Annotated in this window: 19 protein-coding genes; 11 read left to right on the top strand and 8 right to left on the bottom strand. The window is 67.7% G+C overall.

Annotated elements, in window-relative coordinates:
• Window positions 1–98: 98 nt before the first annotated feature.
• The 3 genes from R3E10_06675 to R3E10_06665 all read right to left on the bottom strand — a co-directional run bounded on the left by R3E10_06675 (window position 99) and on the right by R3E10_06665 (window position 3,718).
• Window positions 99–848 (bottom strand): zf-HC2 domain-containing protein, encoded by a 750-nt coding sequence (locus R3E10_06675; GenBank protein ID MEZ4415421.1) that lies wholly within the window; start codon window positions 846–848, stop codon window positions 99–101.
• Window positions 835–1,317, bottom strand: coding sequence for a sigma-70 family RNA polymerase sigma factor (locus R3E10_06670; protein MEZ4415420.1), 483 nt, complete (start codon window positions 1,315–1,317; stop codon window positions 835–837). Before R3E10_06670 ends, R3E10_06675 begins: the two co-directional genes overlap by 14 nt.
• A gap of 154 nt (window positions 1,318–1,471) precedes the next feature.
• Entirely contained in the window at window positions 1,472–3,718 is a 2,247-nt protein-coding gene (locus R3E10_06665) for a TonB-dependent receptor (GenBank protein ID MEZ4415419.1), read from the bottom strand.
• Between the two features lie 203 nt (window positions 3,719–3,921).
• Between R3E10_06665 and R3E10_06660 the strand changes: the two genes are divergently transcribed.
• Window positions 3,922–6,357, top strand: a complete 2,436-nt coding sequence (locus R3E10_06660; protein ID MEZ4415418.1) for a TonB-dependent receptor — start codon at window positions 3,922–3,924, stop codon at window positions 6,355–6,357.
• 197 nt (window positions 6,358–6,554) lie between these two features.
• On the top strand, window positions 6,555–7,376 hold the full coding sequence (locus R3E10_06655) for a phosphatase PAP2 family protein (GenBank protein MEZ4415417.1): 822 nt from the start codon (window positions 6,555–6,557) through the stop codon (window positions 7,374–7,376).
• A gap of 61 nt (window positions 7,377–7,437) precedes the next feature.
• Here the strand turns inward: R3E10_06655 and R3E10_06650 are convergent, their stop codons facing one another.
• On the bottom strand, window positions 7,438–7,998 hold the full coding sequence (locus R3E10_06650; GenBank protein ID MEZ4415416.1) for a hypothetical protein: 561 nt from the start codon (window positions 7,996–7,998) through the stop codon (window positions 7,438–7,440).
• Window positions 7,999–8,032: 34 nt separating this feature from the next.
• The gene (locus R3E10_06645; GenBank protein MEZ4415415.1) at window positions 8,033–11,332 is read right to left on the bottom strand and encodes a glycosyl hydrolase; all 3,300 of its coding nucleotides are present in this window, start codon (window positions 11,330–11,332) and stop codon (window positions 8,033–8,035) included.
• Window positions 11,333–11,803: 471 nt separating this feature from the next.
• On the opposite strand from R3E10_06645, the gene R3E10_06640 reads away from it, so the two are divergent.
• The 7 genes from R3E10_06640 (at window position 11,804) to R3E10_06610 (ending at window position 20,426) form a co-directional block, all read left to right on the top strand.
• Window positions 11,804–13,345, top strand: coding sequence for a TolC family protein (locus R3E10_06640; GenBank protein MEZ4415414.1), 1,542 nt, complete (start codon window positions 11,804–11,806; stop codon window positions 13,343–13,345).
• Window positions 13,342–14,664 (top strand): HlyD family efflux transporter periplasmic adaptor subunit, encoded by a 1,323-nt coding sequence (locus R3E10_06635; protein ID MEZ4415413.1) that lies wholly within the window; start codon window positions 13,342–13,344, stop codon window positions 14,662–14,664. Before R3E10_06640 ends, R3E10_06635 begins: the two co-directional genes overlap by 4 nt.
• 8 nt (window positions 14,665–14,672) lie before the next feature.
• Window positions 14,673–15,425: an ABC transporter ATP-binding protein gene (locus R3E10_06630; GenBank protein MEZ4415412.1), complete on the top strand. Its 753-nt coding sequence runs from the start codon at window positions 14,673–14,675 to the stop codon at window positions 15,423–15,425.
• A gap of 224 nt (window positions 15,426–15,649) precedes the next feature.
• Window positions 15,650–16,342 carry an ABC transporter ATP-binding protein gene (locus R3E10_06625; GenBank protein ID MEZ4415411.1) on the top strand — a complete coding sequence of 231 codons (693 nt, stop codon included), beginning with the start codon at window positions 15,650–15,652 and terminating at the stop codon, window positions 16,340–16,342.
• Window positions 16,343–16,345: 3 nt separating this feature from the next.
• Window positions 16,346–17,716, top strand: a complete 1,371-nt coding sequence (locus tag R3E10_06620; protein ID MEZ4415410.1) for a sigma-54 dependent transcriptional regulator — start codon at window positions 16,346–16,348, stop codon at window positions 17,714–17,716.
• Window positions 17,717–17,752: 36 nt separating this feature from the next.
• Complete coding sequence (locus tag R3E10_06615) at window positions 17,753–19,105, top strand: ATP-binding protein (GenBank protein ID MEZ4415409.1); 1,353 nt, start codon at window positions 17,753–17,755, stop codon at window positions 19,103–19,105.
• 316 nt (window positions 19,106–19,421) lie between these two features.
• Window positions 19,422–20,426 carry a hypothetical protein gene (locus R3E10_06610; protein MEZ4415408.1) on the top strand — a complete coding sequence of 335 codons (1,005 nt, stop codon included), beginning with the start codon at window positions 19,422–19,424 and terminating at the stop codon, window positions 20,424–20,426.
• Window positions 20,427–20,524: 98 nt separating this feature from the next.
• Here the strand turns inward: R3E10_06610 and R3E10_06605 are convergent, their stop codons facing one another.
• Complete coding sequence (locus R3E10_06605) at window positions 20,525–21,289, bottom strand: hypothetical protein (protein ID MEZ4415407.1); 765 nt, start codon at window positions 21,287–21,289, stop codon at window positions 20,525–20,527.
• Between the two features lie 310 nt (window positions 21,290–21,599).
• On the opposite strand from R3E10_06605, the gene R3E10_06600 reads away from it, so the two are divergent.
• The gene (locus tag R3E10_06600) at window positions 21,600–22,448 is read left to right on the top strand and encodes a hypothetical protein (GenBank protein ID MEZ4415406.1); all 849 of its coding nucleotides are present in this window, start codon (window positions 21,600–21,602) and stop codon (window positions 22,446–22,448) included.
• A 76-nt stretch (window positions 22,449–22,524) separates the two neighbouring features.
• Here the strand turns inward: R3E10_06600 and R3E10_06595 are convergent, their stop codons facing one another.
• The gene (locus tag R3E10_06595) at window positions 22,525–24,321 is read right to left on the bottom strand and encodes a winged helix-turn-helix domain-containing protein (protein MEZ4415405.1); all 1,797 of its coding nucleotides are present in this window, start codon (window positions 24,319–24,321) and stop codon (window positions 22,525–22,527) included.
• 291 nt (window positions 24,322–24,612) lie between these two features.
• Here R3E10_06595 and R3E10_06590 point away from each other — a divergent pair, with 291 nt between their 5' ends.
• The gene (locus R3E10_06590; GenBank protein MEZ4415404.1) at window positions 24,613–25,170 is read left to right on the top strand and encodes a DinB family protein; all 558 of its coding nucleotides are present in this window, start codon (window positions 24,613–24,615) and stop codon (window positions 25,168–25,170) included.
• Window positions 25,171–25,216: 46 nt separating this feature from the next.
• On the opposite strand, the gene R3E10_06585 is transcribed toward R3E10_06590, so the two are convergent.
• Complete coding sequence (locus R3E10_06585) at window positions 25,217–25,855, bottom strand: hypothetical protein (protein ID MEZ4415403.1); 639 nt, start codon at window positions 25,853–25,855, stop codon at window positions 25,217–25,219.
• Between the last annotated feature and the right edge of the window lie 66 nt (window positions 25,856–25,921).

Here is a 25,921-nt window from a genome sequence, read left to right as displayed (position 1 = left end):
GGGCGGCCCTGACAGGCACCCCAGCGGCCGGCGGGGGCGTGGTCCCGACCCCCCGGCGTTGTGGCTCGCGTGGATGCCCGGGGAACTGCCTGGGCGGTCTACTGATCCGGACGCAGGATGTAGACGCCCTCGCCGTCGGGAGTCGCCTCCGAGGAGATTCGACCCTCTCGCGCCTCGAACAGGACCCGTCCCTCGACCCTGAGCACGACGGAGCGCGCGTCCGTGGGGAGGTTCACGTCGATCACCAGTCCGGTTTCATGAGGTCGGATGGTCAACTGGCCTTCGGCCGTCGTGAAACCGGCGGCACCTCTGGGGACCCGCACGCTGACGTCGGGGCGCGAGCCCACCCCGATCCGGAGCACAAGTCCGGCGGGAGGGTCCACCACATCGATCTCGAGGGCCCGATCGGACGAGAAGGAAAGTCCGGCCAGATCAGGGGAAGGTGAGGCCGGGGCCTCCGACTGTGGCCATGCCCGCAACGAGCGCCACCAGCGGGGCAGGGGGGAGCCAGGGGCCGCCCAGGCGCCCGCCGCGAGGCCGAAGAGCAGGACGATGCTGGCGGCCCAGCGGCGTAGTCCCCGGTGCACCTGCTTGGACCGACCTTCGCTCGCACGTGCTCCGCGTTCTGCTCCGCGAGCGGCAGCGATCACGTGGTCCGCCGAAAGCGACAGCGCGGGTCCGTCGAGGGACTTCAACAGTTCGGCGATGTCGGCTTCCTCCGTGCGGAGTTCGGCCAATCGCTCCCGGCAGGCCGCGCATGACCTCCAATGGGCTTCGAGGTCTCCCCGATCCGCCGCACCCAACTCGCCATCCACATACCGTTGAAGGCGCTCGTCATCGATGTGCATGCATGGCTCCTTCATAGGCGGCCTTGAAGGCGCGCTTCGCTCGGGCGAGCAGCGTACCCACGCTCGCCTCGTTGAGCGCGAGCTCGGCGGCCAGATCGCGGTAGCTGTATCCCTCGCTTCGGAGCAGCAGCAACAGCCGCTCGCGTTCGCTGAGTTGATCGATCGCCGCGCGCACGGCGGTCCGCGTTTCTCCGCTCTCGAGAACCTCACCGGGCAGCGGAGGACTGTCGGAGTGGGCGCGGGCGCCCCGCTCGGGCGTGAGCAGACGGGTTCGGCGGACCGCGGTCGAGCGCACGTTGCGGAACAGGTTGAGTGCGACGGTGATCAGCCATGCCTCGGGTCGATCCGGTTCCTGCCCTCTGCGATACAGCTGGATGAACGCCTCCTGCGTGAGGTCCTGTGCCAGCGCGTGATCCCCCGTCAGGCGATGGAGGACCCGGAACACGCGCTGCGCATGCGCGGCGAACAGCGCGTTGAAGCGGTCTTCGTACGTGGTCTGGCTCAGAGTCTGCTCCCTGGATCAGCCGGCTCCGTTCCTCCCGACCTGACAGGAGCCCGGAAGCCCCCAAACCTGTGACACGCCGGAGCTGTGATCCGGCGCTGCGGTAGCCGCGACTCTTCCCTCAGAACCACCACTCCAGTCCCAGCACCAGGGGGGACAGGGGCCTCATGTCGACGCCGGCGAGACCGCCGGCCGGGTCGCGAACGTAGGTCAGCACGTTCTTGCGCCCCAACAGGTTGGTGACGGTGGCGTAGGCGCCCAGTCGGGTGTCGCGCCCCTGGAGGCGTCTGTGCCAGTGCTTGCGTACGCCTGCATCGATCCGGACATAGGAGGGAAGTCGCACCCCACCCAAAGGACTCCCCGTGTAGTCGGGCGTGCCGACGAACTCGCACCCGTCGATCACGTTGCACGCTTCCCATTCGAAGGCGGTCGCGATCAGCGTGGAGCGCCTTCCGAGGAGACTGGTCACCCCCAGCCGCAACGAAAGCGTCGGGTCGGGGAACACCACGATACCGCCGTCGACCGCGTGGGTCGTCGCGAACTCGGGGGTGTAGCTGCCTCCGGCGTAGTCGTAGCGTACGTCCTGCCACGAGTAGCCGCCGAGGACTCCCAAGCGGGCGTTTCCGAGCTCTACGTCGAGGGAGGCGCCCCGCGCCCGGCCGCCACCCTGCTGGGGGTCGCCGAGCAGGAAGGGTCCACCTGCGAACGGCGCCACCAGCACGAGGTTGTGCAGGGTCCGGCGGTAGGCCTGGACCCGTAGGCGCAGGAGCTCGCGAGGTCGTACATCCGCGGCCAGCAGCACCTGTTCTGCGCGCGCGATCGGGATGTCAGGGTGCCCCCCGCCCAGGAAGAGATCGGGCGGAAAGATGCGCCCGACCACCGACTCGGCATTGCGGAGGGATTGGGAGAACTGGATGGTGCGCCCAACGCTGGCGCCCAGCGCCAGCTTCGAGTCTGGCTCCCAACGAAGCTCCGCGGATGGCGCACCGTAGAACGCGCCGTCCGTCCGTGCCAGTGCGGCTGCGGCGCGCAGGCGCAGTCCCGCCGGGAGGGTCTGCTCCATGCGAAGCGACAGCGTGGCGACGGGCGTAGTGGCGTCGAGGTCCACGTCGCCCGCTGATCCGCCTGTGGTACGGTAGGCGGTGCGGCTACGCTCCATGCGGACGCCCAGGCCGAGCGCGCCCGATGGCCGGCTCCAAAGCGCTTCCAATGCCGCTCCGTGGTCCACGCGCTCTGAGGCCAGGGTGGCCGGCAACGTCGAGGCTGCCGCCCACGTCGCGTCTGCGCCTTGCGACGCTCGCCAGGCGCGCATGGTGACACCCGGCTGTCCGGCCGTGCTGCGCCACTCCAGTCCGAGGGATCGGCTTCCCCACGCGAACGTGTTTCGCGGGCGAGGACTACCGGTCGAATCGGGCTGGCTGGCGAGTGGCTCCATCTCGTTCTCCGAGCCGTAGTACACGGCCTCGAAGTGCCCGCCCCCGACCGGAAGCGTGATCGTACCGATCCGGTCCCCCGACTCGCCGCTGAGTCGGGTGGGATCCTTTCTCCCCGGCGGAAACGTGGGGAAGCCGGCCCGGGCGCTTGCGAGGAAGCCGGCGCCCGAGGAGCCGATCGGCCCGTCGACGGTGAGCCCCACCTGTGTGGTGCTGACCTGCCCCCGCCCCGCCAGATGGGAGGAGGGGGCGCGAGTTGTCGCCAGCAGAGCGCCCGAAAGCGTGTTGTCCGGCAGCCCCCCGGCCGAAACCGCGCGAACTTCGACGGAGCTGAGGGCGTCCGGACTGAAAGCGCCGAAGATCCCCCCCGCGTGGTACGGGCTCAGGATCGGGATGCCGTTCAGCAGGTATGCGGTCTGGTCCGATGCGCCTCCTCGGAGGTGGACGCCCTCCCCGGCCTCTGGCGTCGTTCGCACCACTCCACTACGCAGCGCCAACAGCGCATCCACTTCGGCCACGTAGGGATCGTTGCGGGCGGCCGGCATGGAGATGTGTGGGTCGACCAAGGCCTGAGCGAATCCGTCCTCGAGGGTTCCGACCGCAGGCGGCGTGTAGATCTTCAGCGGATCGAGGCGAACCGGATCGGGCTCGAGCGTGATGTCGAGCTCCACCGTTCCCGAGCGGGGCACAAGGGCGTGTAGTGTGCGGGCGTGGTACCCCAGAGCCTGGACCGTGATATGCTGCGGCCCGGGCGGGACGCCCGTCAGACGGTAGCGTCCTTGTGGGTCGGTCTCCCGGACAAGGCCGGCGTCGCTGACGGCCACAACCGCACCGCCCAACGGTCGGTCGGAACCAGCCTCCCGCACGACACCGCTCACCTGCGCCGCAGGCGCCTGCACGGCCAACGCCAGCAACAGGTGTGCGAGTGGACCCATTCGGTCTCCTGGATCGACCTGAGTCGAAGTAGCCCCGTCCCCGGGGCAGGCCTCGGGACGCTTTCGGGGTGAGGCCGTGCCGGGGGACTCGAGTCCAGACCAGGATGCTCATACCTGATCTGACCCGTCCCGGTGCCGTACCCCTGTCACAAACTGCGCCTGCAGGGGCTCCTCGGGCGAATCTCCACCAACCCGATGAGCCCATGTCGAAGCTGCTTCGCCGCTGTCGGATCGACTCCACTGCCGCTCTGGGCGCCGCCTGGTTGATCCTGCTGGGCGGGTCCGTTCCGAAGTCGCTGGAAGGCCAGACCCCGGCCTACGAGCTCACCGGGCACGTCTCCGACCGCTCGACCGGCGTCCCGCTGTCCGGCGTCACCATTCGCATCGTCGATCTGTCCAGGGAAGCCACGAGCGATGCGCGTGGCTTCTTCCGGTTCGCCGGCGTGCCGGAGGGACGTCGTCAGATCGCCGCGACGCGCCTCGGCTACCAGGACCTGCCCCCGACGCCCGTGTGGGTGGGGCAGGGCATGACGTCCGATCTCCGTCTGGAGATGACCCCCGAGGCGTTGACGCTCTCGGAGCTCGTGGTGACGCCCGGTGCCTACGGCGTCATGGGGGGGATCGCCGGCGCGCAACAGACCATGACGCGCGGTGAGATCGAGTCGGTGCCGCAGTTTGCTGAAGACATCTTCCGCGCCGTGAATCGGCTTCCCGGCCTGACCTCCGGCGACTTCTCGGCGCGGTTCTCGATTCGAGCGAGTCGGCCGGACGAGACCCTCATCCTGCTCGACGGACTGGAGATCTATGAGCCGTACCACCTGAAAGACTTCAACGACGGGGCCATCAGCATTATCGACGTCGAGGCCATCGACGGCGTGGAGCTCCTTACGGGTGGGTTTGGTGCCGAGCACGGAAACCGCACGGCCGGCGTGTTCAGCATGACTCCCCGCGATGCGGTGGCCGAGGGGGTCCGGTACCGGATCGGGGCGAGTCTGGTCAATGCCCGCGCGATGGCGGAGGGCACCTTCAGCGAGGGACGGGGATCGTGGTTCGTGTCCGGCAGGCGGGGCTATCTGGACCTGGTGGAAGACATCCTTCATCTGACCGATCTGCCTTCACCCTCCTACCGCGATGTGTTCGCTCGAGGACGCTACGATTTCAGTGCGGCGCAGCGGCTCACCGTGAACCTGCTGCATGCCCACGACGCCTACACCTTCAACGCCGAAGCGACCACGGGCTTCGCGGATTCCATCGCAACCATCGAACGCGCAGGCAACACGTACGGCAACACCTACGCGTGGCTGCGTCTGCGATCGCTCTTCGGCGAGCGACTGGAGCTGCAGACACTCGCGTCGATCGGCCAGGTAACCGCGCACCGGGATGGAGCCGAAGAGTACGTGCTCGCTGCCGACCCCCTCTACCGAATCACGAACGACCGCGATCTCGACGTGCTGACCGTCAAGCAGGACGTCCGCGCGCAACTCACACCGTCCCTGTTGCTGCAAGCCGGCTACGATCTGCGCAGCATGCGCATGTCCGATCGATTCGAGAACCAGGTGGGGCAGAACCCGGACGATCCTTCGGACGACCAGTCGACTCTCTTTCCTCAGGTGACGCGCTCCGCGCTGCGACGCAGTGGGTCCACCCTGGGCGCTTATGTGTCGGGCCGGATGCGACCCGTGGAGCGGCTCGCTGTGGACCTGGGCCTGCGCTACGACCGGGCCAGCTACACGGGGGATCGGGACTGGAGTCCCCGCGTGGGCGCGGTGCTGGATCTGGGGGATGGGCGCTTCCTGCGAGCGGGATGGGGCATCTACCGTCAGATCCAGGGCGTTCACGAGGTGGCCGTGCTCGATGAGCTGACCGACTACTTCCCGTCGGAGAGGAATGAGTTGGTGACGGCAGGGTTCGAGCAGCGCTGGTCCGATCGCACATCCTTGAGGATCGAGGCCTACTCGAAGCGGGGCTCGCGACTACGGCCAGTCTACCGCAACTGGAAGGGAGGGCTGGACACGTTTCCCGAGACCAACGAGGACCGGATCCTGGTCTTCCCCGAGTCGATGCGCGCCAAGGGCGTCGAGGTGATGGGCCAGCGGAGCTTCGGAGATCGGTGGTTCCTGAGCGCCAGCTTCGCGTGGGCGGACGCCCGCGAGACCGCGTTCCGCATCGACAACGTCAACGTGGCGCAAGCCCTGGAGTTCTCACACACCCATGCGCTCCCACAGGATCAGCGCCATGCGCTGAAGCTGGACGCGAGCTATCGCACGGCGTCGTCCTGGACGTTCAACGGGGCGTTCTCGTTCCACACTGGATGGCCGAGCACGCTCGAACGCCTGGTGGACTACACGCGACCCGACGGGATGCCCGACCCCACCATCCGGACGGAACGACTCTACGGGTCCCGGTTCCCTGCGTATCAGCGCTTCGACGTGAGGGCCACGAAGCGCATGCCCACGCGAAGGGGCGACCTGCGCTTCTTCGTCGAGATCACCAACCTGACCAACCACGCCAACGTCTTCGGATACGACTACTTCCGCGAGCGGGACCAGAACGGGAGCATCGTGCTCCGGCGCGATGAGGAGACGGGGTTCATCATTCTTCCCTCGCTGGGAGTGAGCTGGAGCGGCCCGGGGCGTTGAGCAGAGGCGGGCCGGGGTCCGCTACGGGCTGGCAGAATCGGTGGGGCGGCCCCATGTTGGCCGCCCAGCATCGTGGGGTGGGGGCAACAGCTCCCGTCCCTGGTCATGAACTTGCTTTCCCGTTGTTCCTCGCACGGACGCCCCGACCGACCGCCCGGTCCGGCGCCGCCTCCCCGCTGGAAAGGACAGGAAACACGGTGGAATTGGCCCCCCACCGGTGGCTCCGCGCCGCCGGCCTGCTGGGTCTTCTGTGCCTGGCCTCTCCGCGGTCGCCGCTGGTGGCTCAGCTTCTGACCTCCTCGGACACCGTCCCCGCGAAGCTCCTGCAGGTGGATGGATTCCACCTGGGGGCACGGGGCGGCCTGGCTTTGGCGGCACTCGTCGTGATGCCGTTCGATGAGGAAGTCCGCGAGGTCTTCCGCGGGTCCGCGCAGGGTCAGCCGATGCTGGGTGCCACCGCCTCCACCTTCGGGCAGTTGGGGGGCGCGGTCGTGCCGTTACTGGGAGGCGGCCTTTGGGTGGCGGGGAAGGCGCTGGGCCAGGAGACGCTCACGGATGTGACGGGGCAGGCGCTCGAGGGCATCATGGCCGCGGCGGCCGTCACCTACCTGGCCAAGACCTTGGTCGGCCGGGAACGTCCCACCGACCGCGAGGGCGGACAATGGAGCTACAATCTGGGGCGCGGATTCTCCGATTCACACTTCCGAGCGTTCCCCTCCGGCCACACGGCGCAGGCGTTCGCCCTGGCTACGGTGCTCTCCCGGGAGATGGAGGACCACGGGGTGGCAGCCGTCCATTACGTGCGGCCCCTGCTGTTCGGCGCCGCCACCGTCACGGGATTGTCCCGGATCTACCACGACCGGCATTGGGCCAGTGACGTTCTCCTGGGTGCGATGGTCGGCAACATGGCCGGCCGCCTCACCCAGGGCCACCACACGTTCGGGCTTCCCGGAACGCCGATCCTGGAGCGCAGCGAGGATGGAGGGCTGGCGGTGGGGATGCAGTTGCGCCTGCCCTGATTCCTCGGGGTTGGGCGCCCACCTCCCACATCGGTGCGCAGCGGACCTCGGCTCTGGAGCCTCAGCCGCCGGAGCGCCCGATGTACCGGTCCGGAATCGGATTGTCGGGTCGCTCGGCATCCCAGAAGATCGACACGATCCAATAGCGGCTCCCATCGTGGAGGAGCTGGATCGAGTTGATCCCGCGCTGGAAGGGCTCGGCATCCTGAAGCGTGTTGCGGGATTCGTAGGTGCTGAACGCGTGCACGATGTTTCCGAACTGCTCGGTGGTGCGTCCGATCTCCTGCTCGAAGAACCCGCGCTGCTCGAGCGAGGCGCCTGCAGCTGCGATGTACTCCTCCGGGGACCACACCCGGTGCCCGACCCCGTTGGGACCGCGACCCGTGGGGATCAGACGTGCGCCCTCGATGAAGAGCCCCCGGAAGCGGTCCCAGTCACGCTTCTGACCCTGCGGGCCGGAAATCACGTCGTAGAGCGCGGCCATGATCGCATCCAGGGACTCCACGTCCTGTGGGGCCGCCGCCGGCGTCGCATGCTGCTGGGCCAAGGCCGGCCGAGGTGCAGCGAGCGCCAGCAGCGTCCAGACGCCTGCCGACAATACGAGGATCCTCACGTGTCTCATGTCTCCTCCGATCGAGGTTCGTCCGCGTGGTGGCTCACAGGCCGGGGTTCCAACGGGGCAAGGCCCGCCCCGAGGTCCAGGGGATGCCCGCCGCCTCGAGGCGCTGTTCCAGAGATGGTAGATCCCCTTCGATCAGTTGCCGCAGACCGTCGTATACGGCTGCGAACTCGTCCGCTGCGATGCGATACTGCTGACGGTGTGTCTCGGTCGGGCCGAACATCCCACGCCAATGGCCGCCCACCACCTGGTTCACCCTCCCCACGATGCCGGGCATCGCCGGCTCTGAGCGCGAGCTGCGCGTCCGGTCCCCGTTCAGCTGTTCCTGCAGATCGAGGAGCCGTAGCTCCAGGGCTCGGGCCGACTGACGAAGGTCCTCTGTCGCTTGTGGCACCGCGGCGAGAGTCCGCTTGATGGCCTGGATCCGCTGCATGGCGTCCGCCGCCGCGCGCTGTGTACCGGTCACAGCACGGAGCAATTCCCCCGTCTGACGCTGGAAGGCGAGCACGGCCGCCGGATCCTGGGGTGGAATCGCCGCGTCGACCACGGGGGCGATTTCGAAGGGGACGGGACCGGCCAGCTCGGTCACGACGCCGTCCACCCGCTTGGAGAGCGACACCGTGTAGCGGCCCGGCAAGGCCATGGGGCCGATGGGACCGCCCCCGAATCCACCGCCGCCGCCACCCGTGATCGGCGTATAGCCCGGATAGCGGAAGTCCCAGGTGGCCCGATGTACGCCACGGGCGGCGGACCCCCGAACCGTGTTGACCAGCTCACCTCCGCTGTCGCGGATCGTGAGGAAGACCTCGGGTGCCTCCTCGCGATCTTCCTGCTTGAGATCGTCCCACGACGGATAGGGCGTGTCCTCGCCGCGACGCTGGGCGGCCTGCTCGGCCGCCTGACGCGTAGCCTGTCGGGTGCGGAGCGCATCCCGCACGAAGTAGGTGAAGGTGGCTCCGAACGGTGGGTTGGGCGCCTGATAGAAGTCGGCGCCGGAGTCACCCCCCGGATTCCACTCCAGGTACATCTCCGCGGTTCGCACCGGGAAGATGTGACCTTCCTGGGCGAGGACCTCGGCCGAGGCGGCGGCCAGCGCGCGCAGCGCGGAGTAGTCGTCGAGTACGAAGAACCCACGACCGAACGAGGCGGCCACCAGGTCACCGGCCCGCTTCTGGATCTCCAACTCACGGATGGGGATCGTCGGCATTCCAGCGCTCAACTCGACCCAGGAAGCGCCTCCGTCGATCGATGCATAGGCTCCGTACTCGGTGCCGACGAAAAGCAGGCCCGCCTGCTCGGGGTCCTGCACGATCGTGAACGCAGGGCCGTTCGTTGGGAGGTTGCTCGAGATCGAGCTCCAGGTACGTCCCCGGTCCGTGCTGCGCAGCACGTACGGCTTGAAGTCGCCGCGCTTGAAGTTGTTCGCCACCGCAAAGACCGTGTTGGGGTCGTGCAGCGAGGCCTCGACGTCGTGGACGAAGGACGTATCCGGCACCCCGGGCAGGGACGTCACCGCCCTCCAGCTCTGTCCGCCGTCCTCCGTGACCTGGACGAGCCCGTCGTCGGTCCCCACGTAGATCAGTCCCTCCATCAGCGGGGACTCCGAGATCGAGACGATGTGACCGAACACGGAGGTCGAGCGGTTCTTGCCCACCGCATCGACGCTCCAGACGCGGTCCATGACTTCGAGCTGGTTGCGGTCGAGGTTGCGACTCAGATCCCCGCTGATGGCGCGCCAGGTCGAGCCCATGTCGTCGGAGCGGAAGAGGATCTGCGCTCCGAAGTACAGACGTTGGTGATCATGGGGCGAGAGGTGCAGCCCTGCGTCCCAATACCAACGCAGAGGAGGACCGTCGGCGCTCTCCTGTGGCTGCACGTCCAGGCGTTCCTTGGTCTTGCGGTCGAAGCGCGAGAGCGTTCCATGCTGGAGTTGTGAGTAGATGATGTCCGGGTTCTCGGGATCGACCACCGGGTCGAAGCCGTCTCCGCCCATCGTGACGTACCATTCGGAATTGCGAATCCCACCCGACATGGTGGTCCGTGAGGGCCCTCCGAAGGAATTGTTGTCCTGCGTGCCACCATAGACGTAGTAGAACGGCTCGTCGTTGGATGTAGCGACCTTGTAGAACTGCGTGATGGGCAGATTGTCGAAGAACTTCCAGTTGTCGCCGCCGTCCAGGGTCTCGTAGAGTCCGCCGTCGTTCCCCGCGATGAGGTGCTCTGGATCCTCCGGATCGAAGTTGAGGGAGTGGAAGTCCACGTGGACGTCGCGGATGGGCAGACGGTCCCAGTCGCGTCCCCCGTTGTCCGATACCTGGATGAACGTGTCCAGCGCGTAGATGCGGTCGAAGCGGTGCGGATCGGCATAGAGCTCGTGGTAGTACATGGCCGCGCCGGACTGGTACCGCGAGGTGCGCTGCCAGCTTTCGCCCATGTCGCTGGATCGGAACGTGCCCCCGTCGTCGCCGCTGGCTTCCACGATCGCATAGAGCACGTCCGGGTCGATGGGCGAGACGGCCATTCCGATCCGGCCCTTGTCTCCGGACGGCAGGCCCCTGTTGATGCTCTTCCAGGTGACGCCACCGTCGCTGGACTTGTAGAGACCAGACCCCGGTCCACCGTCGATCATGGTCCATTGGTGGCGACGACGCTGCCACGCGACGGCATAGATCACATCCGGGTCGCGCGGATCGAAATAGACCTCGTGTACGCCCGTGTGCTCGTCGATCTCCAGGACCCGGGCCCAACTGCGCCCGCCGTCGCCCGTACGGTAGAGCCCGCGGTCTCCCCCCGAAGCCCAGAGCGGCCCTTGAGCGGCCACGAACACGACGTCCGAGTCCTCCGGGTGGATGGCGATCATGCCGATGTGCTCCGAATGCTCGAGGCCCACGTTGGTGAACGTGCGCCCGCCATCGACCGATTTGTAGACGCCGTCCCCGTAGCCTGCGGAGCGCTGGGCGTTGTTTTCACCCGTGCCCACCCAGAGAGTCAGGTGCCGCCGCGGATCGAGGGCGATGGCTCCGATCGAGTACGATCCGTAGTCGTCGAAGATCGGTGCCCAGGTGGTCCCCGCGTTTTCCGTCTTCCAGACTCCGCCCGACGAGGCGGCCACGTACCACACGCTCCGGTCGGTCGGATCGATCGCCACATCGGCGATCCGGCCCGAGGCCATCGCGGGCCCGATGTTCCTCCAGCGCAGCCCGTTCAAGAGACGGGAATCGACGGTGGGACTGGCAGCGGCCTCCGCACCCCGGCGCTGGGCCCGGGCCGGCGGGGGGCTCACCATCGCGAGCAGGAGGACGAGCAGGATCGAAGCGAGTGGTCGGTTCAGCGACATGAGCGGACTGGCGGTCGGAAGTGGACGACGTGCGTGACGGGAGTGTCGCCGCCGTGCGGGCGGGCCGGGCACAAGTTGCCTGTGGGTCGGCGCCTGCGCCACACGACGCCGGCCCGGCGCTCCCACACCCCTGCCGGGAGTGGAGGGGGGGCGCGGCTTCGTGGAGACGACGTCCGATCCCGGGATGCTCTGTCTCGGAAACGGACACTTGCGGGCGCTGGCCGTCGCGGGGAGCGGTCTGCTAAGCCCTTGAAAAATAACGCGTTCGACCGATTGGGCCGCCCGGCATGAACCTTTCCTTCCCCTGGCCTCGTCCTAGGAGGTGTCCCCGGACGGCGCAGAAGGCGTCAGAGCGGAGACCGCGTGAACCCATCGATCGACGTGACACGATCCAAATCCATAGAGAGAGGGGGACGGAGCCCGTGGGCGGGTCCGCTCTCCCACGGTCGTCGCGATGTTGGCGGCTCCCGCGTGCGGTCCCTCCCCACGGCACGGCCCGTCCAGCTCATGTGCCTGGCCGCTGCGGCACTTCTGGCCGCCGCGACGGCGCTGGCGGGGCAGGCGCCGGAGCCCCGCCGGCTGACCCTGGACGACGCGCTCCGGATTGCGCGCGCCCAGAGCCCTGTCTTCCGGCAGGTGGCCAACGACGAGAGTGAAGCGACCTGGGCAGAGCGGAGTGCCTGGGCCTCCTTCCTTCCGTCCGCCACGTTGCGCAGCAGTGCGAGCTATCAGGCCGCCGGTCGTCAGCGCTTCGGATTGTTCACCAGTGAAGACATCGGGGCCGGCACTACGACCGACTATCTGTTTTCCGACTACGCGCTGACCCTTTCCTATCAGCTGAGCGCGGCCACCTTTGCGCGTGTCGGATCGGCGCGGGCGGACCGGCGGGCCACCGAGGCACGGGTCAGCGCGGCGGAGTTCGATCTCCTGTCCGCAGTGACGGCCCAGTACCTGGCGGCGCTGCGGGCTCGGGCCACGGTCGAGGCCGCCACGCGCACGCGGGCGCGCGCTGAAGAGAACTACCAGCTTGCCGGTGCGCGCATGGGTGCCGGAGCGGCATCGCGCCTGGACAGCCAACAAGCCGAGATCGACTTCCGGCGGGCCGAAGTGGAGCTGCTGCGGGCAGAAAACGCGCTGCGGGCGGAGACCTCCCGTCTCCTGGAGCAGATCGGCCTCGATGACACGAGCCCGTTGGAACTCGTCGAGGAGCGCGGCGTGGAGGAGCCCCAGTGGGATCCCGTCGATCTCACGGAGCGGGCGCTGACCGGGCATCCCTCCCTTCGGGCTCTCTCCGAGGCGGAGTCCGCCCGTGACGCCGACATCTGGACCGCGCGCAGCCAGTACTTTCCGCAGCTCAATCTGACCGCGAGCTGGTCGGGGTTCACCCGGGAGATCGGCAACCAGGACTACCTGTTGGGTCAGGCGCGCCAGAGCGCCGCGGCTCAACTGGAGAACTGCCAGTTGCTCAACGCCATCTCCTCGGGGTTGTCCACACCGCTGTCGGGCTATCCCTCGAGTTGCTCAGGATTCGTTCTGACACCGGCCGACGAGCAGGCGATCATCGCCAACAACCGAGCCTTCCCATTCTCGTGGGATTCGGACCCGTTCTACATGAGCTTCCAGGTCTCGCTGCCCCTCTTCGATCCGTTCACCCGCAAGGTGCAGGTGGAGCGGGCTCGCAATGCGGCGGAGGACGCCCATGAGGCCCGTCGAGCCGAGGAGCTCCGCTTGCGGACCACCGTTCGTCAATCGCTCGACGACCTGCGCACGGCGTACGACGTGGTGGGGATCGAGGAGCGTGCGCGCACCCTGGCGGAACAGAACCTCGATGGTGTGCAGGAGCGCTATCGCCTGGGCGCGTCCAGCGTCCTCGAACTCTTGCAGGCCCAGGAGCAGCTGGCCACGGCCGAACAGAGCTATCTGGGGGCCGTCTACGACTACCACGCCGCCCGAGCCGTGTTGGAACAGGCCGTTGGCACCCGTTTGGAGCTTCCCACCGGAGAGGGTCGATGAGCCAGCCCGAGCGCAAGGAGCGCCTGTCCCTGGGCGCGGAGCGCCCTTCCGGTAAGGAGCGGCCCTCCATCACGGGCATGGACATCCGGCGTTCGCCGCAGAGGTCCAAACGGAAGTGGCTGATCGGGGGTGGGATCGCGGCCGTGGTGACCATCCTCGGCTTCACGATGCTGCTCGATCCGGCCCTGCCGTCTGTGGATGAGAGCTCGTTGCTCTTCGGCACCGTCGAGCGGGGCTCCTTCGTCCGTGAGGTGCGTGGGCCGGGGACCCTGGTTCCCGAGGAAGTCGTCTACGTCTCCGCGCTGACCGGTGGGCGGGTGGACCGGGTCCTGCTGCAGCCGGGAGAGGTGGTCACGGCGGAGACGGTGCTGCTGGAGATGAGCAACCCCGACGTGGAGTTGGAGGCGCTGCAATCGGAGCAGCAGCTGACCGCTGCCCGTGCGAACCTGGTACAGCTGGAGCGGGAGCTGGGATCGCAGCGGCTGCAAAAGCGCAGCCAGGTGGCCCAGAGCCGTGCGGCGGCCCAGGCGGCCCGCCGGGAGGCCGAGGTCGCCCAGGAGCTGCTGGCAAAGGAGCTCATGGCCCCCAACGAAGCCCGCCGAGCCCTGGAGCAGGCGGATGCCCTGGAAATCCAGGTAGAAACCCAACAGGGCGAGCTCGATCTCCTGGAGCAGACCGTCGAAAACCAATTGGCTGTGCAACGCGAACAGGTGGAAAGACTGTCTGCTATTCAGCAGTACCAGCGCCGGCGAGTCGCCTCCATGCGGGTGACCGCCGGGTCGGGCGGTGTGTTGCAGGACCTGTCGTTGGAGGTGGGGCAGTGGGTGCAGCCCGGAACCCAATTGGCGCGGGTGGCGCAGCCGGGACGGCTCAAGGCGGAGCTGCGCGTTCCGGAGACCCAGGCCCGGGACGTCCAGATCGGACAAGCCGCCATGATCGACACGCGCACCGACTCCGTGGCGGGACGGGTGCGCAGGGTCGACCCCAACGTCCAGAACGGGACGGTGTTGGTGGAGGTGCGACTCGAGGGTGATCTACCGCCGGGAGCGCGGTCGGACCTCAGTGTGGATGGGACCATCGAGATCGAACGACTCGACGATGTCCTCCACATGGAGCGGCCGGCCTACGGGCAGGCCAATGGCACCGTCAGCTTGTTCCGGATGGTGCCCGGAAGCAACGAGGCGGAGCGCGTCACCGTCCGACTCGGCCAGAGCAGTGTGAATCGAATCGAGATCGTGGATGGGTTGCAGGAAGGAGATCGGGTGGTGCTATCGGACCTGCCACGCTGGCAGGACGCCGAACGGATCCGGATTCGCTGAGAGAGACCATGACCGAGAACGGACAGAAGCAGCTGATCGAGTTGGACGGTGTGCGCAAGGTGTATTACACCGAAGAGGTGGAAACCCACGCGCTCTCCGAGATACACCTGCAGATCAAGGAAGGCGAGTTCGTCTCCATCGCGGGCCCCTCGGGCTGCGGGAAGTCGACGCTCCTGTCCATCCTGGGTCTGTTGGACACGCCGACGTCGGGGGTTTACCGGCTCGACGGCAACCCGGTTGCCGATCTCGACAGCTCGACCCGCGCCCGCATCCGCAATCGGCACATCGGCTTCATCTTCCAGGCCTTCAATCTGATCGGCGATCTGACGGTCTACGAGAACGTGGAGCTACCGCTCACGTATCGTGGCGGGATGTCCGCCTCCGAGCGCAAGGAGCGGACGCTGCACGCGCTCGAGCGTGTGGGCATGACGCATCGTCAGACGCACTATCCGGTCCAGCTCTCGGGCGGTCAGCAGCAGCGCGTGGCCGTGGCCCGTGCGGTGGTGGGCAGTCCCCTCATCCTGCTGGCCGACGAGCCCACCGGAAACCTCGATTCCAAGAACGGCGAGGCCGTCATGGACCTGCTGAGGAGCCTGCACGACGAGGGCTCCACGATCTGCATGGTCACGCACGATCCTCGCTACGCGGAGTACGCCGGCCGTTCGATCCACCTGTTCGACGGACAGATCGTGGAAGACATCGAGCGCCCCGAGCGGGCCGTGAAGGAACTGCGCGAGAGCGGATTCGAGATCCAGGCTTGACGATCGAACGCAGGCCCGAGCGGGGACAGCACACCCGGAGGATGGGACGGGTGGGGAGGGCGACGACCGTGAGGTCGTGGGTGTGCTGTGCCCCGGGTCTGATCTGGGTGCACGACGTCCGCTTGACACCGGTGCAGGGGAGCGCTTCCCTTCGCGGGAGGTTCGCGGAGTCGCCCATGGCGATGCCGCCCTCTCCGCAGCACTGACCCGTAGTCCCAGGACCGATGATCCAACTCCGCGGTGTCGAAAAGTGGTACCCCTATCAAGGGGGGCGGACGTGGGTGCTCCGCAACATCGATCTCGACATCGAGCCGGGCGACTTCTTGACCATCATGGGTCCGTCCGGTGCCGGAAAGTCCACGCTGCTTTCGATCCTGGGCATGATGGACGGGGAGTACGACGGAGAGTACCGCTTCCAGGGCCGGGACGTAGCCCGCCTCAAGCCCAAGCAGCGTGCGGCCCTGAACAAGGAGCACGTCGGCTTCGTCTTCCAGCGCTTCCATCTCCTGGAAGACCTGACCGTCTACGAGAACATCGAGGTGCCCCTCACCTATCGCGACGTGCGGCGCTCCGAGCGCGAAGCCCGCGTGGCGGAGGTCCTCGACCGCTTCAACATCGTGGCCAAGAAGGACCTCTTCCCCAATCAGTTGTCGGGTGGGCAGCAACAACTGGTTGCGGTGGCCCGGGCGGTGATCTCCCGACCGACGCTCCTCCTGGCGGACGAGCCTACGGGCAGCCTGCACTCCAGCCAGGGCGAGGGCATCATGCAACTCCTGGCGGAGCTCAACCGGGAAGGCACCACCATCATCCAGGTGACGCACGACCCCAAGGTCGCAGAGGTTGGGAAGCGGATCATCCAGCTGGCCGACGGTTGGATCGTCCCGCGCTCGGGAGGACTCCTCGCCACCGGTAGTTGAGGGATGGTCCAGCCGGGTAAGCCACTGCGCATCCTGGTCGCCGACGACCAGCCCGACGTCCTGCGCGCCCTCAAGATCCTGTTGGGCGCGGAAGGCTTCGAGGTTCTGACCGCCACCTCCCCCGCCGGGATCGAAAGCCAGGTACAGGCCGGCGAGCTGGACGCCGTGTTGATGGACCTCAACTACGCCCGTGACACCACCTCGGGCGGCGAAGGCATGAAGCTGCTCCCCCGGTTGAAGGCCTTCGATCCCTCCCTGCCCATCGTGGTCATGACCGCCTGGGGGTCCATCGAAGGGGCGGTGGAGGCCGTCCGTCGCGGGGCCGGGGACTACATCGAGAAACCCTGGGACAATCAGCGCCTGCTCAGCACACTGCGCGCGCAGATCGAGCTGGGGCGGGCCATGCGCCGGGCTGTGCGCCTGGAGGGCGAGAATCGATCCCTCCGAGCCGATGGGCCTCCCCTGATCGCGGAATCGGCGGCGATGCTGCCCGCGTTGCACCTGATCGAGCGCGTCGGCCCTGCGGACGCCAGTGTGCTCATCACCGGTCCACCCGGGAGTGGCAAGGAGGTCGTGGCGCGACGGCTGCACGCCCTGTCCGGCCGGGCCGAGCGCCCCCTCATCACCGTCAATGCCGGTGGTTTGTCCGAGACGCTTTTCGAGAGCGAGATGTTCGGGCACGTGAAAGGCGCCTTCACCGATGCGCGCACGGATCGAGTGGGCTATTTCGAGGTGGCGGACGGGGGGACGCTGTTTCTCGACGAGGTCGGCAACCTCACTCTCGCGCAGCAGGCAAAGTTGCTGCGGGTGCTGGAGACGGGTGAGCTGCAGCGAGTAGGCTCTTCCCGCACTCGCAAGGTCGACGTCCGGCTGTTGGCGGCGACCAACGCGGACCTCCCCGCGATGGTGGCCGAGGAGCGCTTTCGCGAGGACCTGCTGTATCGCTTGAATCCCGTGGAGATCCGCTTGCCACCGCTGCGGGACCGTCGAGAGGACATTCCGCTGCTCGCCGCCTATTTTCTGGAGCAGCAGGCGCACCGGTACGGACGGACGCTCCGCTTCTCGGAGCGGGCCATGCGCGCGCTGCTCGCCTACGCCTGGCCCGGGAACGTCCGCGAGCTGCGTCATGCGGTGGAGCGGGCCGTGCTGCTGGCCGAGCAGGAGTTGGTCGATGCCGAGCAACTCGGCCTCGACCGGGTGCCTCGAACCTCAACGAGTCGGTTGGAGGACCTCACCCTCGACGAGGCGGAGCGCCTGTTGATCCAGAAGGCCCTCCACCGCCATGGTGGAAACGTCACCCACGCAGCCGAGTCGCTGGGGCTCAGCCGGAGCGCCCTGTACCGGCGGCTGGACCGGTACGGGATCGAGCCCTAGGTCTCGCTCTCCGACAATGGTCCCCGGACGGGAGTCATGGGACGACCAAGACTGACCTACGAGCGACGGATCCCGCTGCTGGCCCTGATTGCCGGCCTGCCGGCGGTCGTGCTGGCGCTGGTGCTGCTCTGGTCGGACGAGCATTCACTGCGGGTCCAGTGGACCCTTTCCCTCTTGACCGTGAGCGTCTGGCTGACCGTCGTGCGCGTATTGCACGTGCGTCTGGTGCGACCTCTCCATTCCCTCTCGAACACGATGGCCGCCCTCCACGATGGCGACTATTCCATGCGTGCCCGCGTGGGGGAACCGGGGGACGCACTGGGGCTGATCGGGCACGAGCTGAACGCGCTCGGTACGACCCTGAGGGAGCAGCGCATCGGGGTGCTGGAGGCGACGGCACTCCTTCGCCGGGTGATGGGCGAGATCGACGTCGTGGTCATCGTCTTCGACGAGAACGACCGTCTTGTCCTTGTCAACCGTGCCGGAGAGCGCTTGCTGGGTCGGTCCGCAGAAAGCCTGCACGGCCGCAAGGCGGACGTACTCGGGTTGGGCGCGCTGCTCGGGGGGAGCGAGCCACGGGTCGTGGAGCTGCGACTGCCCGGTGCGTCCAGTCGCTGGGAGGTACGGGTCAGCCGCCTGCGCCAGGACGGACGCCCACACCGACTGCTCGTGCTCTCCGATCTGAGTCGAGCCCTGCGCGACGAGGAGCGCAAGGCTTGGAGGCGCCTCGTACGGGTGCTCGGGCACGAGATCAACAACTCCCTGGCGCCGATCCAATCGATCGCACGCAGTCTGCTCCAGCGCCGCGTCGGGCAGGCTGACCGCCCCAGCGAGCTGGACGCCGAGGACCTGTCTCTGGGTCTCGAGGTCATCGCCAACCGCTCTGAATCGCTCAGCCGCTTCATGGCCGCGTACGCACGGCTGGCCCGTCTGCCTGCGCCCAAGCGCGCGTCCATGGACGTCGGCTCCTGGATCCAGCGCGTGGCCGACCTGGAGCAGCGCGTCGAGGTGCGGCGGTTGCCCGGGCCGCCGCTCACGTTGCGTGCTGATGCCGACCAGCTGGAGCAACTGCTGATCAACCTCATCGACAATGCGGTGGATGCGAGTCTGGAAACGGGAGGTGGAGTGCGTGTGGGTTGGGGCCTGCGTGCCGGCGCGCTCGAGGTCTGGGTGGAGGACGACGGTCCCGGGATTTCGGAGACGAGCAACCTGTTCGTACCGTTCTTCACGACCAAGCCCGACGGGTCGGGGATCGGCCTCGCGCTGAGCCGTGAGATCGCCGAGGCGCACGGGGGCTCCCTTTCCTTGGAGAACCGGGAAGCGGGGCCCGGCGCCATTGCCCGCCTGCTGTTGCCGCTCGGCGAGATGTCCGAGCGGGAGAGCGCATAGCAACGACCCCGGGTGCGCTCTGCGACGGCTTCCTCTCGTTCCTTCCTTCCTTCCTTCCTTCTTCCCTCGTTCCTTCAACCCAGCGATCCGAGAGCGTCTGCGATCGCTGCGATCGGACATGAAGTCACTATCCAATGGTCATCGACTTTGCTCGTCCCGAGCATGGATGCGAGCGAGTCACCCCGAGACCTTGGTGAAGCGAGCCGCGCCCCGGTGGTCAGGCATGCGGGCGAGGGAAGCGCGGCGCTCCTTGTGAGTCTGACCCGGTGGTCTCCTCGTCCGGCAGGTCGGGGCCAAACGGGTCGAGGGGGTGGGGATGGATGGACGACGATGGCTCCTGTCGAGCGTGGCACTCCTGTGGGGATGCGAGGCGGACACGGCCGTGCAGCCGCCCCTTCCCACGGAGCCGGAGGGGCCGCGGTACGATCTGGTCCTGGACTGGCTTCCGGGTCGGCCGCTGCCGGAGGGGCGGGAGCGGGGCGCCACCGCCGTGGTGGGTGGAGTCTTGTACGTCGCGGGCGGAGCCCAGATTCGCGTGGAGGACTACCCGATTCCCTCACACAACCCGATTCCGTTCTATCGGCGAGACGTGTTTCGGCTCGATTCGCCCGTGGACGCGTGGGCACGGGTTGCACCGCTCCCAGAGCTGCCGGCGGACGGTCTCCGCCTGGCTGGGAACGGACGGCGCCTCTACGCGGCACTGGGTCGCCGCATCTGGGCGTACGACCCCGGGACGGATGTGTGGTCGGAGCTCACGGCGCTCCCCGCTGTGCGATCGGCGTCCACGCTCATGGCGATCCAGGACCGCCTGTACGTGGTCGGCGGCGCTGGTCCGACGCTGATCTTCGATCTCGGTCGGGAGCAGTGGCAGGAAGGGGCGCCGGTGCCGGAGGAGAGGACCAGTCCGGTTCTGGTCGAGGCGGGTGGGCGGATCCTGGCCCTGGGCGGCGAGGTCTACAACGCTCTCGAGTCGCGTTTCCTGCCTGCGCGCGACATCGTCGCCTACGATCCGGCCATCGACGCCTGGATGACAGTACAGACGGTGCCCGCGGACCTCACCGTGACCGTGTTCCGTCATGGGGGGCTGGGACCGTCCGGCACCGCAGTGCACCTTTTGAGCGAAGACGCGCGCACACAAGCCATCCTCGACCTGGATACCGGTGTCTGGACCCGTGTGCAGCCCCTCCGCCTTACCCGGACCTCGACCGCGGTGGCTGTCTGGGACGGAAGGGTCCTGAGCATCGGCGGGTGGATCGACCGGGGGGCCAACGTCCCTTCGCCCAGTCTGGCTACGGTCGAGTGGGCGGTGTTGCCCCGGTGATCGATCACCCATGAGGTGCTCCGGCCTCGGACCCTGGCCCTCCGCGGCGCGGGTCGGTCAGGCGGGGGCGGCGGTCGGTCCGGCGTGCGATCGACGCTCTACCTCCACCCCGAGGCGCGCTCGACCAGCTCTCCCCCATTCCACACCAGGACCCAGTAGGCTTCGGGCTGCTTCGCGGTGTGGCCCGTTTGCGCTATCGCGATGGAAACCTCGATCGCTCCATCGTACGTGAGCGAAGTCGTCACCATGTCACCCCACGGCCACTGTCCCGGGGGGCCGTCTCCCGCCTGTGGAGCGCGAGCCATGAGTAGCGCCGTCAGGTCTGCGGTCGCCAAGAGTGTTCCGCTGGCGGTCATGGCGCCAAGCCGCCACCCCATCTCGTAGCGCTCGTCGTCGATCGACATGCGGCCGGCCGGTTCCACATGGAAGAGGACGAACAACACGCGTGGATCGGACGGCGGATCCAGTGCGAGCGCCTCGAAGATCTGCGTTCGCACGCTTCGATAGTAGGTCCAGTTGCCACGGACGTGGGGCGCCGAACTGATGAAGAGCGGCTCTCCCGCGAACGGGTCGGCTGGTTCGGGAGTAGGGAGCAGCGAGGCCAGGACGGTGGAAGTGTCGATTCCGGCGCGCTCCAGATACGCGATCACATAGGGGGCGAGCGGCGAGTTCACGACCCGACCATGGGTGGCCTCGTAGGCGCTGGTCGGCGGCGCCGGCACGACGCTCAGGGGCGCGTGCGACTGTGCCGAAGCCGTCGAAGCAGCCGCGATCAGCACGAGCACGAGCCAACAACCGATCGCGAGAAGCCGCCGTGCGGTCCCCCTCCGTGGATGCCGTTGGACCGGACGGGTGGGTCTCATGCACTACCTCCTGAGTGAGGGCACGGGGTGAGCACCGAGTGGAAGCGTGCTCCCCCCGGTCCCGATGTTCGATGGCGCGTCCGTTGCGATCGGATTGTGTCCGACCTGCGTGAGATCACACTCGGCGAGTAGGTGAGCGCGCGAGCGCGGAGGGAGATCGGTCCGGTTCGGGAGCGAGTGTCTTGAATCGCAATGGAAGCGTAAGCGAACGCCTGCGGGCCGATCATGGAGGCTCGCGTCGGCCGGCGCGAGCTTCGTGGTTCGGCCCACTCTGGGGTCGCGATACCAACGAGCGGTCGGGAGGTGGTGAATGGGAGGGGAATGGACGCGGGAGCCCGCCGATGAGCGGTGGCAGGGTGGTGGTCGGATCAACGGACGCCGCTGGGTCGCGCTGGCTGGCCTTCTGCTCGCGGGTGCCCTCCCGGGAAGGGCCGTTGCTGCGCAGGAAATGCTCTGGCCGGGAGACGCACGGATCGCTCCGGACCGCATCCAGGCGCACTGGGCCACCTATCGGTTCATCCAGTTCGCCCGCGGGGACTCGACCGTGGTCGGCCGGCTGTCACGAAGGGTCGAGCGAGTGCATCACACGGCCGAGGAGCCCAGCATCCTCATCTCGATGCAGTTCCACGGCGACCGCCGCTCGGGACTCGACATCGTGTATCTGGACGCCGAGACCCTCGCCATGAGGGTCCGCTATCTGACGGCTCCCACCGGGCTCAAGATCTACTACCAGAGCGGACAATCTCTACAGACCACCTACGTCTCCCGGGCGGCGGAACGACTGGTCGCAGACACGAGCGCGATTCGCGAGCGGTTCGGCGGTGGAGCCGACCTGGTCCTCGCCGCGCTGGATCTCGATCCGGGCGAGGAGGTGTCGCTCCCCGACATCGGAGGCGCCGCGACGACTCTGTCCGCCGCGCTCGTATCCGACTGCGTGGTTCTGGTGGGGCCCGAACCCCTCGACGTGCCCGGTGTGTGGAGCGGAGAAGTCTCGCGATTCGAAAGCGTGCAGGCGAGCGGCACCCGGGTGACCTATTGGATCTCCAAAGAGGCGCCGCATTTGATCCGGCAGGAGTTCCGATCGGCGGACGGGGTGTTGTTCCTGCGGTGGGAACTCGAGCGCCTGACTCCGGAGCCGCTGGCCCACCAGCTTCGATGAGCGCCCTGCGCCGATAATCGGCCGTCCGATGTGGCGACCCAACGCGGGAGTGGTCCGGCGGACTTCCTGTCCAGGCTCAGTCGTATTGACGCGAGCCTTCGCCGGCAGGCAAGCCGGCGGACTGGGCTGCCGTGCGAAAGGCCTCTGAGGTCCGGGCTCGGTCGAACAGGGGGTCGTGGAGCGCCAGGACCAGGTTGCGGACATCCTCCCGGACGGCGCGCACGAGGGCGTCAACGACATCGTCCTCACGGCCCAGCAGCATCAGCACGCGGGCCTGACCAACCGCATCGAGGGGAATGCTCGGTGCTCGGCTCCAGAGCCAGGTCCACAGTGAGCGCTCGTCACCAAGGGCCAGGGCCGCGAGCACCGGCTTCGATTCAGCAGAGGAGGCCCCCAACATGGAAAGGAACTCCCCGATGACAGCGGATTCGGCCTGCAACTGGCCCTGGGCGTGCGCCGCCAACAGGATGCAAGCGCGTGCCGGCAGCGAGGCGGGCACGAGCTCCAGCGCGGACCGACACGACTGGCGCGCCTGCCCGAACTCTCGTGCGTAGTAGAACACCCAGCCGATGTCACCGCGCACGGTTGCCGAGACCGGATCCAGCGTAAGCGCGCGCCGTCCCAAACGGCTGGCTTCCTTCAGACGCCCTACGGCTGCCAGAGCTTGCGCGTAGGTCCGTTGGACGTCGGCGGAGCCCGGTTCTCGCTCCAGGGCCTGCTCGAGGTGCCGTGTAGCGCGCCGCGCATCAGCCTCACCGAACAGCGCCACGCGCCCTTCCACGAAGTCGAGATCATGCGCGGCTGGGTCGATGGACCGTGCCCGAGCGAGGTCGGCCCGCGCGGCGCCGATCTGGTCGAGCAGCAGGTGGGCCTCGGCGCGTCGGACCCAGGTCGGGGCCCAGAGGGAATCGTAGGTGAGCGCGGTGTCGAGCAAGCGCAGGGCCCCACTGGCCCCCGCCGTGGTTTGCCGGTCGATCAGGTAGGCCGCCCGCAGCAATTCCGTGCGGACCCGGGGATCGGTCGGCTCCGTCGCCGGGCTTCCACCTCCCGAGCGAATCGAAAGCGCCGACAGGACTCCGCGGGCGATCTGGCCCTGTACGCCCCCGAGCTCCAGCGAATCTGCTTGGATGCGCTGGCTCCAACGGTAGGTTCCAGAGGCGACGTCGAGGAGCTGGACCGCGATGGTGAGCAGGCCGCCTGCTTCAACCACCGAGCCTTCGAGCACGTAGTCGGCGTCCAAGGCGGCTCCGACGTCCAAGGACCCCTCACCGCGATCCGCGAGCCCGAACGAGGACGTGCGCGCAAGGACGGCGATGCGGTCGGGGTCGTTCTCCGCCAGGGTGGTGATCACCTGGTCCGACAGGAAACGGCCGAGGGACGGGAGTGAATCACCCGCCGCGGTGTCGCGAAACGGGAGCACGGCGATGCGTGTGCCCTCCGGGCGCAGCTTGAGCGCGAGGATCCCGAGCAACGCCAGCAAGGTCACCAGCGCGAAAGGCCGCGCGCGGCGCCCTCCTCCACCCGAGGCGGAGTCCACCGTCGCCTCCGGAGCCGGGTCTGCTGGTGCCACCTCGGCGATGAGCCGATAGCCCCGCCCGCGGAGCGTCTGCACGTAGGTCGGGTTGTCCGGGTCGTCTCCGAGAGCGACACGGATCTGCCGGATGCAGACGTTGAGGCCGAGGTTGGTGTCCGTCCCCCCCGCTGGCCACAACGCGTTCCGCAACAGCTTGCGAGGGACCAGCTGCCCAGGGCTCTGCGTCAGGATGGTGAGCACCTGACTGGCGTGCGGCCGCAGTTGCACCACCTCCTCCCCGCGCACCAACTCGCCGGTGGCAGCGTCGAAGAGAAAGTCACCCAAACGAAATCGAGGCATCCCCAACGATAGGCCCACAGCGGAAACCACTCAAGGTCGAGGACGTCGTGGGGCGAGTTCTGTAAATCCAAAATTCAAAAGGATTTACGAAGTCGTAATGAATCGACAACCCGATGGATGTGCGTTGACCATGGAGCCCGTGCACGCAGGGGCTCACCCTCTCGCTGCGCGTGAGCCCTCTCCGGACAGCGCGGGGCTGCGCGAGGGCCGCGGCCACAGGCGCGCAGAACGCGGTTCAGGGCACGGACGCGACGTTCGGGCCCGAGGTGGATTCCCAACAGGAGCAACTGGATGAGAGCATCGATCGCCGTACTCGCAGCCGCAGGGATCGGGGCCTGGGCGCCCGCCATGGCCCGAGCCCAGGCCATCACGGTCGACGACCTGGTGGCGAGCTGGGACATTATGACGACCATGGTGGTGGGGTCGGCGAAGCGAATGCCGGCAGAGCACTTCGCGTACACCCCCGGCCCACCGCTACGGAACTTTGCCGACCAGATCAATCACACGACCCAGTCCAACTTGAGCTTTTCGCGCGTGGTCAACGCGGGCGCGCCCGACTTCCGAGTGCCCGCTCGGGAGAACCCACCGCAGACGAAGGACGCGGTGGTCGATCTCCTGGAGAAGTCGTTCGCACACTTCCGAAAGGGCCTGGTCGGTCTGTCCAACGCAGACCTGGAAGCCGGCGTTCCCTGGGGACCGTCGAACAACAGCACGACCATCACCCGCCTGAAGGCCATCCTGATCGTGGTGACCCACCTGCAGCGCGAGCATGGCAAGACCATCATGTACCTGCGGGCGCAGGGGATCGAGCCGGCCCCCTCGGGCGACTTCAACATCGGGCCTGTCTGAGAGAGGTGGGGCGTCGGGCGAGCCCCCGGCGCCCCACCTCGCCATGTCAGGTGGACGGCAGATCGACCACCGCATCCACCAGGAACGATCCCTCCAGCAGAAGCGTTCCTTCCCCTGATTCCAGCACGACCACCGGACCGGGGCCGGTGTCCGCGCGCACGACCTGGTAGCGGCTGAATCGGGTTTGAAACATTCCACCCAATCCGCCCGTGGCCGTCTCTCGTACGGTGACCGAACCGGTGTCCGCGAACCAGACCCGCCTGAGCTCCGGGCCCAGCAGTTCTTCGTACGAGGCGCCACTGTGCTCAGAGGGCTCCGACCCGAAGGCAACGGACACCTCTGCGCGGCCCCGTGCGACGTCCTCGGGGATCCAGAGCGTGACGGTAGACCAGGGTTCGGTAGATGTGTCCGCCATGCCGACCACCAGGTGTCGCCCTCCGGTAGGAGTGTCGACCGTCGCGCCCACCGCGCGAACCCCTCGAGCCCCCGTCACCCTACCCGAGAGATCTCGGTCCTGCGCACCACGAAGGGTTGCCACGAACTGCCCGGGACTCAGGGACGCGGGAGTGGTAGGGGTCTCTCCACACGCCGAGAGCGCGACGGTCAGCGCCAGAGCCGCGACGACTCCCTGAGGTCGCCCGCGCCCCGCATTCCACTCCCGTCCAACACGGTTGGTTGCGATCATCGTCCCCTCCTCACTCGAGTTGCGTTCCACCCCGCTGAGCACGGTAGTGAGTGCCCCCCAGGGACT

The organism is Gemmatimonadota bacterium (genome assembly GCA_041390105.1).
In the GTDB taxonomy this organism is placed as follows: Bacteria; Gemmatimonadota; Gemmatimonadetes; order Longimicrobiales; family Gaopeijiaceae; genus JAGQIF01.
Note: the sequence above shows the minus strand (reverse complement) of the source record. Positions and strands in the feature narration are given on the sequence as shown.

What these genes read in the sequence shown, in the direction of transcription:
- R3E10_06660 (MEZ4415418.1), top strand. Translation starts at nt 3,922, where the DNA reads ATGTCGAAGCTGCTTCGCCGCTGTCGGATCGACTCCACTGCCGCTCTG.
- R3E10_06665 (MEZ4415419.1), bottom strand. Translation starts at nt 3,718, where the DNA reads ATGGGTCCACTCGCACACCTGTTGCTGGCGTTGGCCGTGCAGGCGCCT.
- R3E10_06590 (MEZ4415404.1), top strand. Translation starts at nt 24,613, where the DNA reads ATGAGAGCATCGATCGCCGTACTCGCAGCCGCAGGGATCGGGGCCTGG.
- R3E10_06620 (MEZ4415410.1), top strand. Translation starts at nt 16,346, where the DNA reads ATGGTCCAGCCGGGTAAGCCACTGCGCATCCTGGTCGCCGACGACCAG.
- R3E10_06595 (MEZ4415405.1), bottom strand. Translation starts at nt 24,321, where the DNA reads ATGCCTCGATTTCGTTTGGGTGACTTTCTCTTCGACGCTGCCACCGGC.
- R3E10_06585 (MEZ4415403.1), bottom strand. Translation starts at nt 25,855, where the DNA reads ATGATCGCAACCAACCGTGTTGGACGGGAGTGGAATGCGGGGCGCGGG.
- R3E10_06605 (MEZ4415407.1), bottom strand. Translation starts at nt 21,289, where the DNA reads ATGAGACCCACCCGTCCGGTCCAACGGCATCCACGGAGGGGGACCGCA.
- R3E10_06615 (MEZ4415409.1), top strand. Translation starts at nt 17,753, where the DNA reads ATGGGACGACCAAGACTGACCTACGAGCGACGGATCCCGCTGCTGGCC.
- R3E10_06625 (MEZ4415411.1), top strand. Translation starts at nt 15,650, where the DNA reads ATGATCCAACTCCGCGGTGTCGAAAAGTGGTACCCCTATCAAGGGGGG.
- R3E10_06600 (MEZ4415406.1), top strand. Translation starts at nt 21,600, where the DNA reads ATGGGAGGGGAATGGACGCGGGAGCCCGCCGATGAGCGGTGGCAGGGT.
- R3E10_06675 (MEZ4415421.1), bottom strand. Translation starts at nt 848, where the DNA reads ATGCACATCGATGACGAGCGCCTTCAACGGTATGTGGATGGCGAGTTG.
- R3E10_06645 (MEZ4415415.1), bottom strand. Translation starts at nt 11,332, where the DNA reads ATGTCGCTGAACCGACCACTCGCTTCGATCCTGCTCGTCCTCCTGCTC.
- R3E10_06630 (MEZ4415412.1), top strand. Translation starts at nt 14,673, where the DNA reads ATGACCGAGAACGGACAGAAGCAGCTGATCGAGTTGGACGGTGTGCGC.
- R3E10_06610 (MEZ4415408.1), top strand. Translation starts at nt 19,422, where the DNA reads ATGGATGGACGACGATGGCTCCTGTCGAGCGTGGCACTCCTGTGGGGA.
- R3E10_06635 (MEZ4415413.1), top strand. Translation starts at nt 13,342, where the DNA reads ATGAGCCAGCCCGAGCGCAAGGAGCGCCTGTCCCTGGGCGCGGAGCGC.
- R3E10_06650 (MEZ4415416.1), bottom strand. Translation starts at nt 7,998, where the DNA reads ATGAGACACGTGAGGATCCTCGTATTGTCGGCAGGCGTCTGGACGCTG.